Raw genomic sequence first — 14,443 nt, forward strand, 5'->3', positions numbered from 1 at the left:
ATGTTGTTAGCATTGTTGCTTCAAGTTGTACAAGGCCTTTCTGAAGGTACGGGTTTAGCAATTATGGGTGCCGGTATCGGTGCTGGTTTAGTTGCTTTAGGTGCCGGTTTAGGTATTGGTAGAATCGGTGGTTCAGCCATGGAATCTATCGCCCGTCAGCCAGAAGCTACTGCTCGTATCCAAACTGCGATGATTATCGCGGCTGCTCTTATTGAAGGTGTGGCACTGTTTGGTGTGGTAGTTTGTCTGCTTATTTCATTCAAAGGTTAAGGCCTTTTATTTCCGGCTGCCCGGCTTCCAGGGCATGCCTTTTAGCGCGGGCAGCTGGAAATTGAATGACTATAAATTGAAACATTTAAATTATAGAATTAAGTAAGGATTTAGCTTTTTGGTTTAAACCACTACTTTTAAAGATTTTTATTACCTCATGGAATTAGTAACCCCTGGTATCGGACTTATTTTTTGGCAGACCATTACTTTTGTTCTTGTTCTGTTTTTACTTTCTAAATTTGCCTGGCGGCCAATTATGGCTTCTTTGCGTGAGCGGGAACAATCTATCGAATCGGCTCTTAGCATGGCAGAAAGAGCTAAATTAGAAATGCAAGCCTTAAAAGCAGATAACGAAAAATTATTGCAGGAAGCTAGAGTAGAGCGCGACCGTATTTTAAAAGAAGCTGTTGATAACGGAAGGGCGATTGTGGAAGATGCCAAAAACCGTGCTTCCGCCGAAAGTACCCGCATTTTTGCCCAGGCAAAAGATGAAATTGAAAACGAGAAAAAGGCTGCTTTAGCAGAAGTTAAAAATGTTGCCGCTACGGTTTCTATTGAGATTGCGGAAAGAATTTTAAAGCACGAACTTCGTGATACGAATTCCCAACAGGCTCTCGTACAAGATTATTTAAAAGATTTAAAACTTAATTAATTGGTAATAGTGTGGTGATAGTTGCTAAACATCAACTTAGTTAAATTATAACCAGCAACCAATAACTCGCAACCAATAACTTAATTATGTCCGACTATAGAATTGCTTCACGTTATGCTAAATCATTAATTGAATTAGCGCAAGAGAAGGGTATCTTGGAAGAAGTTTACCAGGATATACTGCTATTTTCGAAAACTTTAGCATCTAGCCGCGACTTGGGTTTGATGCTCCGGAACCCAATTGTGAAGCATGACAAGAAGTTAACGGTATTAAAAGCAATATTTACAGGTAAAGTAAACGAATTAACCTTATCGTTCTTTACTATTATTACCGAAAAAAACCGGGAAGCAGTACTTGGAAGTGTTGCCACGGAATTTTTATCGCAGTACAATTTGTTAAAAAGGGTACAAAAAGCGCAAATTACTACCGCTACTTCATTAACTCCTGCATTGCGGGAAGAATTTAAGCAATTAGTGATTAACCGTACCGGTATGAATACCGTTATTTTGGAAGAAAAAATAAATCCAGGTATCATCGGCGGATTTGTTTTACGAATTGGCGATATACAAATTGATGATTCTATTCGTACCAATTTGTTGCGCTTAAAAAATCAATTAAAAGATAATTCTTACACTAGTACATTATAATTATGGCAGAAGTTAGACCTGATGAAGTATCAGCGATATTAAGAGAACAGTTATCCAATTTCCGTACCGAAGCCGAATTAGAGGAAGTAGGAACCGTTTTGCAAGTAGGCGACGGGGTTGCTCGTATTTACGGCTTATCCAAAGCCCAATCGGGCGAGTTATTGGAATTTGCTAATGGTCTGCAAGCTCTCGTTCTAAACTTAGAAGAAGATAACGTAGGAGCCGTAATGCTCGGCGACTACAACGAAATAAAAGAAGGTGCAACGGTAAAACGCACCAACAAAATTGCCAGTATTCAGGTAGGCGATGCCATGGTAGGCCGGGTAGTAAATACTTTAGGTCAGCCAATAGATGGAAAAGGTCCTATTGCCGGTCCTTTGTACGATATGCCTTTGGAAAGAAAAGCTCCTGGGGTAATTTATCGTCAACCAGTAAACGAACCCTTGCAAACGGGTATCAAAGCGATTGATTCCATGATTCCAATCGGACGCGGACAACGGGAGTTGATCATTGGTGACCGTCAAACAGGCAAATCTGCCGTAGCTATTGATACTATTATCAATCAAAAAGAATTTTATCACCGTGGCGAGCCAGTTTATTGTATTTACGTGGCGGTTGGCCAAAAGGCTTCTACAGTAGCCCAAGTAGTAAACGCTTTAACGCAGGGTGGTGCTATGGATTATACTGTAGTAGTATCTGCTTCAGCTTCTGATCCGGCACCAATGCAGTTCTTTGCGCCATTTACCGGTGCCGCTATTGGTGAATTCTTCCGCGATACGGGTCGTCCGGCATTGGTAGTTTATGACGATTTATCGAAACAAGCAGTAGCTTACCGCGAAGTATCCTTATTGTTACGTCGTCCCCCGGGACGTGAGGCTTATCCCGGTGATGTATTTTATTTGCACTCTCGTTTGTTAGAGCGGGCCGCAAAAATTAATGCTTCCGATGAAATTGCCCGGAATATGAACGATTTGCCAGATTCTATTAAGCATTTGGTAAAAGGAGGGGGATCGTTAACCGCTTTACCATTAATTGAAACCCAAGCAGGTGACGTTTCGGCTTACATCCCAACTAACGTAATTTCAATTACAGATGGTCAGATATTCCTGGAAACTAACTTATTTAACTCTGGTATTCGCCCGGCCATTAACGTAGGTATTTCGGTATCACGAGTAGGAGGTAATGCGCAGATTAAATCAATGAGGAAAGTTGCCGGTACTCTAAAGCTGGATCAGGCTCAGTTCCGGGAATTAGAGGCATTTGCTAAATTTGGCTCGGATCTGGACGCGTCCACTAAATTAACGATTGATCGGGGTCGTCGGAACCTGGAAGTATTAAAGCAGCCACAGTACTCCCCAGTGCCAGTAGCGCAACAAGTAGCTATTATTTATTGCTGCACCAACGGTTTAATTGATGATGTTCCGGTAAATGAAGTAAGAACTTTTGAAGCAGAGTTCTTACGCAGTATGGAATTAAATCATAAAGATGCGCTAGATTTGTTACGTGCCGGTAAGTTAGAGGACACTGCTATTAGTGCTATTAAACAAGTAGCGAAAGAAGTATCAGCAAAATATAAAAAATAGTAAATTAAATTAGAGTTTATCTGCTGCTAGCAGCAGATAAACTCTAATTTTTATATAAACAAGATAGAGCCAAGGAAGAGATTATAATGCCTTTGAGTCTTTATCTTTTTACAAAACTTTACAAACTAAATGGCCAGTTTAAAAGAAGTACGTAATCGGATAGTTTCCGTATCCTCGACTCAGCAAATTACCAAAGCCATGAAAATGGTGGCTGCGGCTAAATTGCGCCGCGCTCAGGACAATATTATACGGATGCGGCCATATGCGCAGAGGCTAAGTAACATTTTAACTAATTTATCCCGATTAACAGACGATTCTACCGCTAACGTATATTCTACCCGCCGGGAAATTAACCGGGTGTTAGTGGTTGTAGTTACTTCTGACCGGGGCTTAGCCGGTGCTTTTAATAGTAATGTTCTTAAAGCAGTAAATAATTTAGTAGAGGAGCGTTATAGCCGGCAAATGGCAGCTGGTCGGGTAGACTTTTTAGCTATTGGCAAGCGTGGCCATGATTTTTTAACTAAACGTGGCTCCCGATTAATCGGAAACTATACGCATGTTTTTGCCCAACTTTCGTTTGATACGGTTAGGGTAGCAGCAGAATATGCAATGGATGCTTTCCGTAGTGGTGAATACGACCAGGTAGATATTGTATATAACGAATTTAAAAACGTAGCTACTCAAATAATTCGGGTAGAGCAATTTTTACCTATTCAGGAGCAAGCTCTGGCTGCTTCTTCTAGTGCTGCTACTAATATTGATTATATTTTTGAGCCATCTAAAGAGCAAATTATTGAGGAGTTAATTCCAAAGTCGCTCAAGATTCAATTTTACAAAGCAGTATTAGAATCTAATGCTTCGGAACACGGCGCCCGTATGACGGCGATGGACAAAGCTACGGATAATGCCGGTGAATTATTAAAGCAATTAAAATTAACGTACAACCGTTCTCGTCAGGCCGCAATTACTACCGAAATTCTCGAAATAGTAGGTGGAGCAGAAGCATTAGCTGCCAGCAGATAATGTTTAGTTTTTCTTATAAATAAGAAAGGCTCCACTACTGGAGCCTTTCTTATTTATACTGGCTTAATCAAAAAATTAAGTCGATAAGTTAATAATTTATAGTTGATTTACTTTTTTACTTATAGTTGTAAAACTATTTAGTAAGAAGAAAACCTAAATAGGTAACTCCAATACAAAGTAGTAAGCTTAACACAATATTAAGTAAGGCTAAATTACTTTGACCAGAGCGAAATAATTGCAATGTTTCGTTACTAAAGGTTGAAAAAGTACTAAATCCGCCGCAAAAGCCTACAGCAATTAATAATTTTAAATTTGAGTTTGGAAGATCTTTAGCAGTTAAGCCTATAAAAAGACCTAAAACTAAACTGGCTAAAATATTAATTACCAAAGTAGCTAAGGGAAATGAAAAAGGATAATAATTACTAATTAACTTACTTAAGCTATAACGTACCAAACTGCCAGATCCACCCCCAATAAAAACTAACATAAATTCTCTGTAATTCATCTATTATAAATATGCAAATTTTTATATACTAAACCATTTAAAACCTGTTTTGTGTAGCGTAAAGATAGGTTATTTAGATTTACCTCGGTTAAAATAGATACTGCTCCTGATTAATAGAATGAACATAACTACTTAATTAAAAAAGTTTCAGGGTTTGTGTTATTGCATATACTTGCTTTTTTATCCAGTGAAGGGCAAATTTAAAGTAACCATTATTACCCGTTTTACGCTACCAATAAATTGAACTGAAAGATAGTTGTAAGTTAAATAATATACCCATCCGCGATAAATCGTACTTTTGCGGAGTTTTGTACAGATATTTACTTTTAAATAGATATAATAAATGACTAGAAAAAATAACCCTTGGCATAGTGTAAGATTCGGCGATAATGCGCCGGAAGTAGTTACTGGAATAATTGAAATTCCGAAGGGCTCCAAAGCTAAATACGAATTAGATAAAGATAGTGGTTTGTTAAAGTTGGACCGAGTATTGTTTTCGTCAGTTCATTACCCGGCCAACTACGGTTTTATTCCGCAAACGTATTGCGACGATAGTGACCCATTGGATATTTTGGTGATTTGCTCCATAGACGTACACCCCATGTGTATTATCGAAGCCAAAGTAATTGGGGTCATGCAAATGATCGACAATAATGAAGAGGACGATAAAATTATTGCGGTAGCAAAAAATGACATGTCGGTTAACCACTTTAATGATATTTCGGAATTACCGCCTCACACCTTGCTCGAAATTCGTCGCTTTTTTGAAGATTATAAAAAGCTGGAAAACAAAGAAGTAGTAGTAGAGCAATTTTTAGGCAGGGAACAGGCTTATGGAATAATCAATAAAAGTATTGAGTTATATAATACTACTTTCCGGAACAAACCTGAGCTTACCGAGAAATAATATTTCATCTTTTAAATAACCTGAACAGTTTTAAATTATTGTTTTTAGGGAGAAGTTATAAAAAATAAAACCGGTTGTTCTTAAAGAATAACCGGTTTTATTTTTTATAACTTCAAAGCAGTTTCGTGTTAATTGGTTTAAGGGGATTAAACATTTTAATTTACGACAGGAACTTCAGCAATTACTATTTTTATTTGCTATTTCATTATTAAAATAATCCGTATTCAATCGGTATATGCTAACTTTTTTCCGGAACGTAGGACGCGGTATTTTGTTCAGTAATCTGTTCATAGCTGCCTGCGCTTTTAGTTTAGTATGGCAAACGTATTTATTATTACAACTTCCTGTACAGCTATGGTTAGCATGGTTAGCATTTTTAGCTACCTTTCTTATTTATAATTTGGATGGCTTGTTGCCTTATAAGTTTAACCAAAACATAGTCATTTCGGAGAGGAAGTTATGGCTGGTTCACCACCGTTCCCTTTTATTGGAAAGTATTAGCTTGGCAGGGATAATTTCATTTTACTTGTTTATCCGTCACGGCCAAACCGATCATGTTTGGTTTATAGCCCATTTAGTAATTATTTCTCTGTTGTACTCTTTGCGAATAATTCCGCAAAAAAATGGTACGTTTATGCCACTCCGGAATGTTCCTCTAGTAAAAGTATTTTTAATTGCGTATGTCTGGAGTTGCGTAACCGTTATATTACCCTTGCAAACAGTGAACCTGCCGATATTTACCTTAGAAACCGGTGTTCTATTGCTGCGACGGTTTAGTTTCTTGTTTGCTCTTACGCTTTTGTTCGATATCCGGGATTTTGAAAAAGACCGCATAACCAGCACACTTACCTTTCCGGGCTTATTTGGGGTGCGGTTAACCAAAGTTTTCTCCTTATTTCTGCTATTGATTTTTGCGGTACTTACTTATTTTACCGAAAAAGGAAATGTTTTATTAAGTTTAGAACTATCGGCGGTAATAGCAGCTTTAGTGGTTTGGTTTAGCCACGAAAAACGCAGCGATTATTATTTTCTAATCCTTGCCGATGGTATGATGCTACTTCAGTTTTTTCTGGTATACCTGGCAGTTAGCTCTAGCATTTCGTAATTCAAATAGCGGCCTTCATTCTTCAATAATATTAAGTTACTGAGTAAACTTAATTTTTATATTTATTATCAAGAGTATTGTAGAAAGGCACTAATATTTAATTTCTTAAAGACAAATTCTAACATCTAATATCTTATTACCGGTGTCTTTTTACTTATTTAGTCAGATAGGAGCACTTTAGGAAAGCCTTACCTAAGTTTTGAATTAAATCGGATGCGAGTAAAGCTTGTTCTCCCATCTCCATTTTTGCAATATCGCCAGCCGAACCGTGTAGGTACACCCCTAAAATGCAAGCATCTAAAGCTGAGTATTGCTGCGCTATTAAAGCTGTAATTATGCCGGTTAATACATCACCAGTGCCGCCGGTAGCCATACCCGGATTACCCGTACCATTAAAATAGTATGCACCTGCCGGAGTACCTATACAGGAATGTGCTCCTTTTAAAACTACATAACACGAGTGTTTTTGGCAAAATTCTTTTAACAAGTCCAAACGGTGATAATCGTTTTCGGCTTTGCCGGTTAAGCGCTCAAATTCTTTAGGATGGGGTGTTAGAATACTGTTGGGTGGCAGTGCATTTTTTAAATTTTCATCTTCGGCAATAATGTTTAGAGCATCGGCGTCTATAACTAGCGGCACCTGCGTAGTATTTAGTAAATGTTTTACCATTTGGCGGGTAGCAGGGTGTTTACCTAAGCCAGGCCCAATACCAATAGCATTGTAAATGCTTAAGTCCGGGAGTTCGGAGATAAAATCAGCTTCTTTATCAGTAAGAGTCATGGCTTCCGGTACTGCCGTTTGTAAAATAGTATAGCCAGCGGCTGGGCAATGTACCGTTAATAGGCCTACTCCGCTCCGCAAACAAGCCTTAGCCGATAACACCGTAGCGCCTATTTTACCGTAACTCCCACTAATAAGCAGAGCATGGCCAAAAGTGCCTTTATGGGAATACTTAGGACGGGGCTTTAAAATAGTTGCGGGTATATCCGAAGAAATAAAAAAGTAAGGAGATTCAATCTGAGAAATAAATTCGGCATTTAAGCCAATTGGTACTATTGTCCAGTCGCCTACGTACCGCGCATTACCCGGTAAAAGAAAAGCTATTTTAGGTAATTCAAAAGATAAAGTATAGTCCGCTTGCACAATACAATCTGTTAATTTATTGTGAGCATCAGTGAATAGCCCTGAGGGCATATCAACTGCTACAACGGTAGCGGAACTGGAATTTATTTGCGTAATAAGTTCGGTTATAAACCCAGTAAGTGGGCGATTGAGACCCGTTCCGAAAAGCGCATCTACAACAATTGTCTTATCTGAAATTTCTGGACAGTCTGTTTTGGTATGCAAATATGTTTTAATTATTTCATCGGGTAAGCGTTGCAGGTTAGCCGTAAAATCAGGAGCATACGTATGGGCAGCGGGTAAAATAAAAACCTGCACTGGATAGTGGTGCTGATACAATAGCCTGGCAATAGCTAAACCATCGCCCCCGTTATTGCCGGGGCCACAGAAAATTAAAATCGGTTGCACTCTATTGGTATAAAATTTATTTTCGAACCAACCAACAAATGCGGATGCTGCCCGCTCCATTAAAGCAAGAGAAGGAATGTTTTCCTGTTCAGCCGTAAAAGCATCTGCCGCCCGGGTTTGTGCCGCTGAAAGAATTTTCATGTAAGTGGATTAAGTTTAGTCATAAAAAATTACTTCCTGCTTAGTACTTGTACTAGCACGGTAAGTTATGCTTATAGTAATTTATACTAGCTTATACCAAATCATTTTAAGTTTTAAATAGAATAATAGTAATAGTTAAAATTCCTTAAAAAATAGTACATTTAAAAATCTCAAAACATATCTGGAACAATATCTAACCGCATGATCAACTTTACACCTATCCTCACCCGTGGACTTCGTTTATGTAGTGTATTGCTGGTAAGTCTGGTCTTAAATTCCTGTCTAAACGGTAAGCAACAGCAAACGACGGATCTGGCAAAAGCAACCCCACGCGTACTGGTTTTTTCCCGCACGATGGGCTGGAAACATACTTCTATTCCGTACGCCAATAAGGCTATTTATCAAATGGGAATAGAAAATAAATGGCAGGTAGATACTACCCGCAACGCCGACTATTTCACCGATGACAGTTTAAAACAGTATCAGACAGTAATTTTCAACTGTACTACTGGTAACGTATTAAACCCGGAACAGCAGGCCGCTTTCGAACGCTACATTCAGGCGGGCGGTGGTTATCTAGGTATTCACTCTGCCGCCGATACCGAATACGAATGGCCCTGGTACGATAAGTTAATGGGCGCCCATTTTTCGAGCCATCCATTACAACCCGGCGAACGGAAAGCTATTGTAGAAGTTACCGATAAAACGCACCAGGCAACTGCCGGTCTGCCCGATAAATGGGAACGTACCGATGAGTGGTATAATTACCGTTCTTTTTACCCCGGTATTAAAGTCTTAGCTTCGTTAGATGAAAATTCCTACGAAGGCGGTACTAATGGCGCCAACCATCCGATTGTGTGGTACCACGAGTTTGATGGTGGACGCGCCTTTTATACCGGCTGCGGCCACACTCCCGAAAGCTACAGCGATCCTTTATTTTTAAATCATTTATTAGGCGGCATTAAGTACGCCATGGGCAGCGGCAAACCTTTGGATTACAGTAAATCGTACGCCGTGGTAGTGCCCGAAGAAAACCGTTTTGTAAAAACTATTCTGGTAAATGACTTGGCAGTGCCTATGGAATTAGCCGTTGCACCGGACGGACGGATATTTTATACGGAATTTGCGGGTAAATTATCCATGTACGATCCACAAACTAAGCAAGTAGCCCAGGTACATAAATTTGAAGTCGTGCAGAAAGGCGGTACCGGTTTAATCGGTTTAACTTTGGACCCTAACTTTGCCACGAACAAACAACTTTACGTTTACTACAGCCCGCCTAAAGCCGAAGAACCTTATTTATTTAATTTATCACGTTTTGCTTTAAAACCGGATAATACCCTGGATGCGGCTTCGGAGAAAGTATTGTTGCAGGTACCGGTACAGGAAAAAAGCGGCGCCCACCACGGTGGCTCTCTGGCCTGGGATAAAGAAGGCAACTTGTATTTATCTACCGGCGATGGCACTACGCCTTTCCCATCTTTAGGGTATGCGCCTATTGATGAACGCCCGGAACCGGAACATTTTAGCGAAGATGCCCAGCGATCTGCTTCCAACACCAACGATTTTAAAGGTAAAATTTTGCGCATCCACCCAGAGCCGGATGGTTCTTATACTATTCCGGACGGCAACTTATTCCCGAAAGGCACGCCTAAAACCAAGCCTGAAATTTACGTAATGGGTTGCCGCAACCCGTATCGCATCGCCTTAAATCCAAAATCGTCGGTGCTATATTGGGGCGAAATTGGTCCAGATGCAGGCGTAGATAGCTTGCGCGGCCCCAAAGGCTACGATGAATTTAACCAAGCTAAAAAACCGGGCAATTACGGCTGGCCGTATTTTGTGGGTAATAACATCGCTTACCCCGAATGGGATTTTGCTACCAAAAAAGCGGGACCGCTTTACGATGCCAAAGCCCCTATTAACAACTCTCCCAACAATACGGGTCTAAATCAATTACCTCCTGCCGTACCAGCTATGATCTGGTACCCGTACGATGCTTCCAAAGAATTTCCGGAATTAGGCATAGGAGGCCGCAGCGCCATGGCCGGCGAATTTTACACCTACGACAAAAATTCTATTTCTAAAAATAAGTTTCCGGAATTTTACGATGGCACCTTGTTCGTGATGGACTGGATGCGGAACTGGGTAATGGCTCTACGGTTTGATAATAGCGAAAACTTTGTGCGCGCCGAACCTTTTATGACTTTAAACGGCGATTTTCGCCGGCCAATTGATCTGGCTTTCGGGAAAGATGGCGTAATGTACATGCTGGAATACGGTTCGGTTTACGGGGCCGATAACGAAGATGCCCGTTTAGTCAAAATTGAGTACAACACCAACAACCGGCCACCTATCGCCAATGCTTTTGCCACCGACTCAGCCGCGATAGCACAAGCGAGTGCGCGTTCTTACTTAACCTCCGACCCGCGCATGGGACCGCAATTAACTGAGGTAACTGGCTCAGCTCCACTGCGCGTGAAATTTGCCAGCCGTGGTACCCGCGACTTGGACGATAACGATAAATTAACGTACCAGTGGTTATTCGATGGCAAATCCGCAGGAGCTTCTACCCCAAATCCTACGTATACCTACACCCAACCCGGTATTTACCAAGCTATTTTAAAAGTTACCGATAATTCCGGAGCATCCGCTACCGATACAGTAACCGTAAAAGTAGGTAATGCCTTGCCCGAAGTAAACATTGCTACTACCAGCAACAAATCTTTTTACTGGGAGAATAAGCCTTTTACTTACAACGTTCAGGTAAAAGACAAAGAAGACAAAACCATTGATCCCAAAAAAGTAAAAGTGTATTTCGATTATAATCCGCAGCCAAGCACTACAAACAAAGAACCAGTAGCGGGACATCAGGTAGTTACTACCATCGAAAATAACTCTTTAGGTAAAACCCTTGTAGCTAACAGCGACTGCAAAGCTTGCCATACCGTGGATAAAGTTTCGGTAGGGCCGGCTTTTGTGGCTGTGGCCACCCGCTACAAAAAACAAAGCGGCGCCTTAGATATGTTAGCAAAAAAAATAATTAATGGTGGCGGTGGTAACTGGGGTACCGAACACGTCATGAGCGCGCACCCACAAATTAACGAGAAAGATGCCCAGGAAATGGTGAATTATATTTTCTCGCTCACCGATGCTAAAAAGCAAAAAACTAATCTACCGGCAAAAGGCACCATGACCTTAAAAGAACACAAAGCAGACGAACCCCGCGGCCAATATACCTTAATAGCTACTTACACCGACAAAGGCGGTAAAGCCGTAGGGCCGCTTACTGGCACTGAAGTAGTAACCCTCCGTAACGCGAAAGTAAGAGCCATTGATGCCGATGCTTATACTGGTTTTGGGCGGTTTGGCAATAACCTGAGCACCGGTAATCATAAATCTTTTATTTTGCTAAAAAATATTGATTTAACAGGCATTAAAGGATTTACTTACGATTATTCCGCACCGGATAAAGATGGCGAGATAGAACTACGGATTGGCTCTTACGCCGGACCAGTAATCAGCCGAACGGCCTTTAATGCAAATGGTGGCAACAAAGGACCGAAGCAAGTAACCGGCACCCTTGATAAACCTATTATGGGCAAGCACGACCTTTATTTCATTCTTGTAAAGCGCGAAAAACCGAATGATAAGTTAGCTTCGTTATCAGCTATTACTTTCATTCAATAATTAGTCAGACATTATATACTAAATATTAATGTCTAGCGTCTAGTTATTTAGTAGAATTTTACAATGAACAATGCAACAAACAACCTAAGCGAAGTGCAGAACCTGACGATTTTGTGTTTGAGCGGCAGCGAGTTTAAAATCGTCTTGACTTTTTTGGTTCTTTTTGTGTCAAGACAAAAAGAACAGAACCTGAACAATGAAACAACTTCACTAAACAATTACAACTACAACCGCTGCTATGCGAACAAGATTTTTTTCCAATTTTGCTAGCTTACATTGCAAGCAAGTCACGGAAGTAACTTCCGCGCCATAGTTGTAATACGCAAAAAATAAGGCCTAAACTATAATACAAATTCACTAAAACTAAGCTAATGCAACGGCTGTACGAACGATAACTTTTAAAATTTTCTAATCTTATTGTTCTAAAAACAATAACTATATTTGTTCCATTAACTATTTTGTTTTCTTTACTTTATCACATGAAATTTAAAAGTAATTTAAAAGTAACGCTTATCCTTTTGTGCTTTCTTTTTTGCCAGTCCGAAGGAATTGCTCAATCCAATGCGCCTGCTGCTGCTCTTACCGCTATTCCTTTAACCGATCTCAGCGCTTTTAAGCCAGTAACCAACAACTGGAAGTTAGCCAAAGACGTTTTTTTTGACCCGATAAAAGGCGGTAACGGTAAAATTACAGCTGGTACCGGCATTCTGGTAAATACACTGGGCAAAAGCAATAACGGTCATTTATTTACTACCATGGAGCACGGCGACATAGAGTTGGAATTAGACTTTATGATGGCAAAAGGTTCTAACGCCGGCGTGTATTTGCAAGGCCGCTACGAAGTGCAAATGTTTGATTCCTGGGGCGAAACCGATCCAAAGTATTCGGATGCCGGCGCTATTTACCAGCGTTGGGACGAAAAACGCGGACCAGGCCGGGAAGGCTACGAAGGCCACCCACCGTTGGTAAACGTAAGCAAAGCGCCGGGTTTGTGGCAGCATTACAAAATAATTTTCCGGGCACCACGCTTTAACGCGCAAGGTCAAAAAATTGAGAATGCCCGGTTTATAGAAGTATACCAAAATGGGGTATTAGTGCAAAAAAATATAGAAGTAACCGGCCCTACCCGCGCCGCTGCTTTCGAAGATGAAAAACCATTGGGCCCTTTAATGATTCAGGGCGATCACGGAGCGGTAGCTATCCGCAATATTAAGTATCAGGCCTACGGCACCGAAGAAGTAAAGCTGCTAGATTTAAAATTAACGTCTTACGACAACATTAAAGCTTTATCGGATTTTAACACCAATGTGCCTAAATCGGAGATGGACATTGACGTGCTGGCGCATTTGGCTCCCGCTACCCGCGACCAATTTGCCGGGAAAATTACGAGTACTATTCAAGTGCCTACTTCCGGCGATTATAATTTTAACTTAAATCTGGCCTGGATTCCGATGGATACAAATCCGAACTACATCAACGGAGCCGGCGAACTAACCATTGGCGATAAAAAAGTTTTAACCGTAACGGGCAAAACCGGAGTAGCTTCTGGTACGGTAAACCTGGCAGCCGGTACTTATCCTTTAACTTTATTTTATTTTAAAAGCTCGTCGTACTGGTACGCCCGCCGTAACGATATCATACTTACCGTAAGTGGACCGGGGGTAGCTTTAACTACTCTAAAAGCCCCCTTAAAAGTAGTGGAACCAGTAGGAGCAATAACCGTGAAGGTAGCCGATGAACCAGTAATGCAACGCGGTTTTCTGGAGCATATGGGTAAAAAAAGAACTCATGTGATATCGGTAGGAGAACCCGGTGGCGCCAATTACGCCGTTGATTTAAGCCGGGGCCAGTTCCTGCAAGTTTGGCGAGGCGATTTTTTAGAAACTACACCGATGTGGTACGGCCGGGGCGAAACCCAGTTAGAAGTACCTATGGGTAGCGTCACGCAATTCCCGGCTAAACCATCGCTCACGTTTTTAGCCGACCAGAATGCCGCCTGGCCCGATTCTAACGCTGCCTACAACAATTTAGGTTACGATGTAAGCAAAGCGGGTCGGCCGGTTTTTAAATATACGCTGGGTAATGCCAACGTAAGCGAAACCGTAGAACCTGAAGATAATGGCCGTAAGTTAACCCATACTTTTACCGTAACTCCGGGTCAGGAAACCCAGGCGATCTGGTGCCGGGTGGCCGAAGGCAGCAGCATTACCAAGCTACCGAATGGCTTATATGCCATTGGGGATAAAGAATACTTCGTACAATTAGATAAAAAAGAAAAACCCGTTATTCGGAAAACGGCCCAGAATACCGAAGAAATGCTCTTGCCTGTAAAAGCCAAAGACGCAGCAGGAGTAGTAAAATATGCTATTGTGTGGTAGATAAAGAGAAC

General features: G+C 41.0%; 11 protein-coding genes. 9 read left to right on the forward strand and 2 right to left on the reverse strand.

Translation table 11 applies throughout. The features are described from left to right. The 5 genes from atpE (at position 1) to atpG (ending at position 4,175) form a co-directional block, all read left to right on the forward strand. On the forward strand, positions 1-270 hold the full coding sequence (gene atpE / locus HUW48_RS02115; RefSeq protein WP_182414102.1) for an ATP synthase F0 subunit C: 270 nt from the start codon (positions 1-3) through the stop codon (positions 268-270). Between the two features lie 157 nt (positions 271-427). Continuing rightward, positions 428-922, forward strand: coding sequence for a F0F1 ATP synthase subunit B (locus HUW48_RS02120; RefSeq protein WP_182414103.1), 495 nt, complete (start codon positions 428-430; stop codon positions 920-922). 86 nt (positions 923-1,008) lie between these two features. Next, entirely contained in the window at positions 1,009-1,569 is a 561-nt protein-coding gene (atpH, locus tag HUW48_RS02125; protein WP_182414104.1) for an ATP synthase F1 subunit delta, read from the forward strand. Positions 1,570-1,571: 2 nt separating this feature from the next. After that, the gene (gene atpA / locus HUW48_RS02130) at positions 1,572-3,152 is read left to right on the forward strand and encodes a F0F1 ATP synthase subunit alpha (RefSeq protein ID WP_182414105.1); all 1,581 of its coding nucleotides are present in this window, start codon (positions 1,572-1,574) and stop codon (positions 3,150-3,152) included. Positions 3,153-3,281: 129 nt separating this feature from the next. Further along, positions 3,282-4,175, forward strand: a complete 894-nt coding sequence (atpG, locus tag HUW48_RS02135) for an ATP synthase F1 subunit gamma (protein WP_182414106.1) — start codon at positions 3,282-3,284, stop codon at positions 4,173-4,175. A gap of 133 nt (positions 4,176-4,308) precedes the next feature. Here atpG and crcB read toward each other — a convergent pair whose 3' ends face one another. Further along, positions 4,309-4,680 (reverse strand): fluoride efflux transporter CrcB, encoded by a 372-nt coding sequence (gene crcB / locus HUW48_RS02140; protein ID WP_246343655.1) that lies wholly within the window; start codon positions 4,678-4,680, stop codon positions 4,309-4,311. Positions 4,681-5,023: 343 nt separating this feature from the next. Here crcB and HUW48_RS02145 point away from each other — a divergent pair, with 343 nt between their 5' ends. After that, positions 5,024-5,587, forward strand: coding sequence for an inorganic diphosphatase (locus HUW48_RS02145; protein WP_182414107.1), 564 nt, complete (start codon positions 5,024-5,026; stop codon positions 5,585-5,587). Positions 5,588-5,822: 235 nt separating this feature from the next. Continuing rightward, entirely contained in the window at positions 5,823-6,692 is an 870-nt protein-coding gene (locus HUW48_RS02150; RefSeq protein WP_182414108.1) for a UbiA prenyltransferase family protein, read from the forward strand. Positions 6,693-6,846: 154 nt separating this feature from the next. On the opposite strand, the gene HUW48_RS02155 is transcribed toward HUW48_RS02150, so the two are convergent. Beyond that, complete coding sequence (locus HUW48_RS02155; RefSeq protein ID WP_182414109.1) at positions 6,847-8,364, reverse strand: NAD(P)H-hydrate dehydratase; 1,518 nt, start codon at positions 8,362-8,364, stop codon at positions 6,847-6,849. A gap of 201 nt (positions 8,365-8,565) precedes the next feature. Here HUW48_RS02155 and HUW48_RS02160 point away from each other — a divergent pair, with 201 nt between their 5' ends. Both HUW48_RS02160 and HUW48_RS02165 read left to right on the forward strand, forming a co-directional pair. Then, positions 8,566-12,054 carry a ThuA domain-containing protein gene (locus HUW48_RS02160; RefSeq protein WP_182414110.1) on the forward strand — a complete coding sequence of 1,163 codons (3,489 nt, stop codon included), beginning with the start codon at positions 8,566-8,568 and terminating at the stop codon, positions 12,052-12,054. 479 nt (positions 12,055-12,533) lie between these two features. Beyond that, positions 12,534-14,432, forward strand: coding sequence for a 3-keto-disaccharide hydrolase (locus tag HUW48_RS02165; protein WP_182414111.1), 1,899 nt, complete (start codon positions 12,534-12,536; stop codon positions 14,430-14,432). The last annotated feature ends 11 nt before the right edge of the window (positions 14,433-14,443 follow it).

It is taken from the genome of Adhaeribacter radiodurans (genome assembly GCF_014075995.1).
In the GTDB taxonomy this organism is placed as follows: domain Bacteria; phylum Bacteroidota; class Bacteroidia; order Cytophagales; family Hymenobacteraceae; genus Adhaeribacter; species Adhaeribacter radiodurans.

Coding starts and splice junctions, on each gene's coding strand:
- HUW48_RS02155 (WP_182414109.1), bottom strand. CDS start 8,364: ATGAAAATTCTTTCAGCGGCACAAACCCGGGCGGCAGATGCTTTTACG.
- atpA (WP_182414105.1), top strand. CDS start 1,572: ATGGCAGAAGTTAGACCTGATGAAGTATCAGCGATATTAAGAGAACAG.
- HUW48_RS02120 (WP_182414103.1), top strand. CDS start 428: ATGGAATTAGTAACCCCTGGTATCGGACTTATTTTTTGGCAGACCATT.
- HUW48_RS02150 (WP_182414108.1), top strand. CDS start 5,823: ATGCTAACTTTTTTCCGGAACGTAGGACGCGGTATTTTGTTCAGTAAT.
- atpH (WP_182414104.1), top strand. CDS start 1,009: ATGTCCGACTATAGAATTGCTTCACGTTATGCTAAATCATTAATTGAA.
- HUW48_RS02145 (WP_182414107.1), top strand. CDS start 5,024: ATGACTAGAAAAAATAACCCTTGGCATAGTGTAAGATTCGGCGATAAT.
- HUW48_RS02165 (WP_182414111.1), top strand. CDS start 12,534: ATGAAATTTAAAAGTAATTTAAAAGTAACGCTTATCCTTTTGTGCTTT.
- atpE (WP_182414102.1), top strand. CDS start 1: ATGTTGTTAGCATTGTTGCTTCAAGTTGTACAAGGCCTTTCTGAAGGT.
- atpG (WP_182414106.1), top strand. CDS start 3,282: ATGGCCAGTTTAAAAGAAGTACGTAATCGGATAGTTTCCGTATCCTCG.
- HUW48_RS02160 (WP_182414110.1), top strand. CDS start 8,566: ATGATCAACTTTACACCTATCCTCACCCGTGGACTTCGTTTATGTAGT.
- crcB (WP_246343655.1), bottom strand. CDS start 4,680: ATGAATTACAGAGAATTTATGTTAGTTTTTATTGGGGGTGGATCTGGC.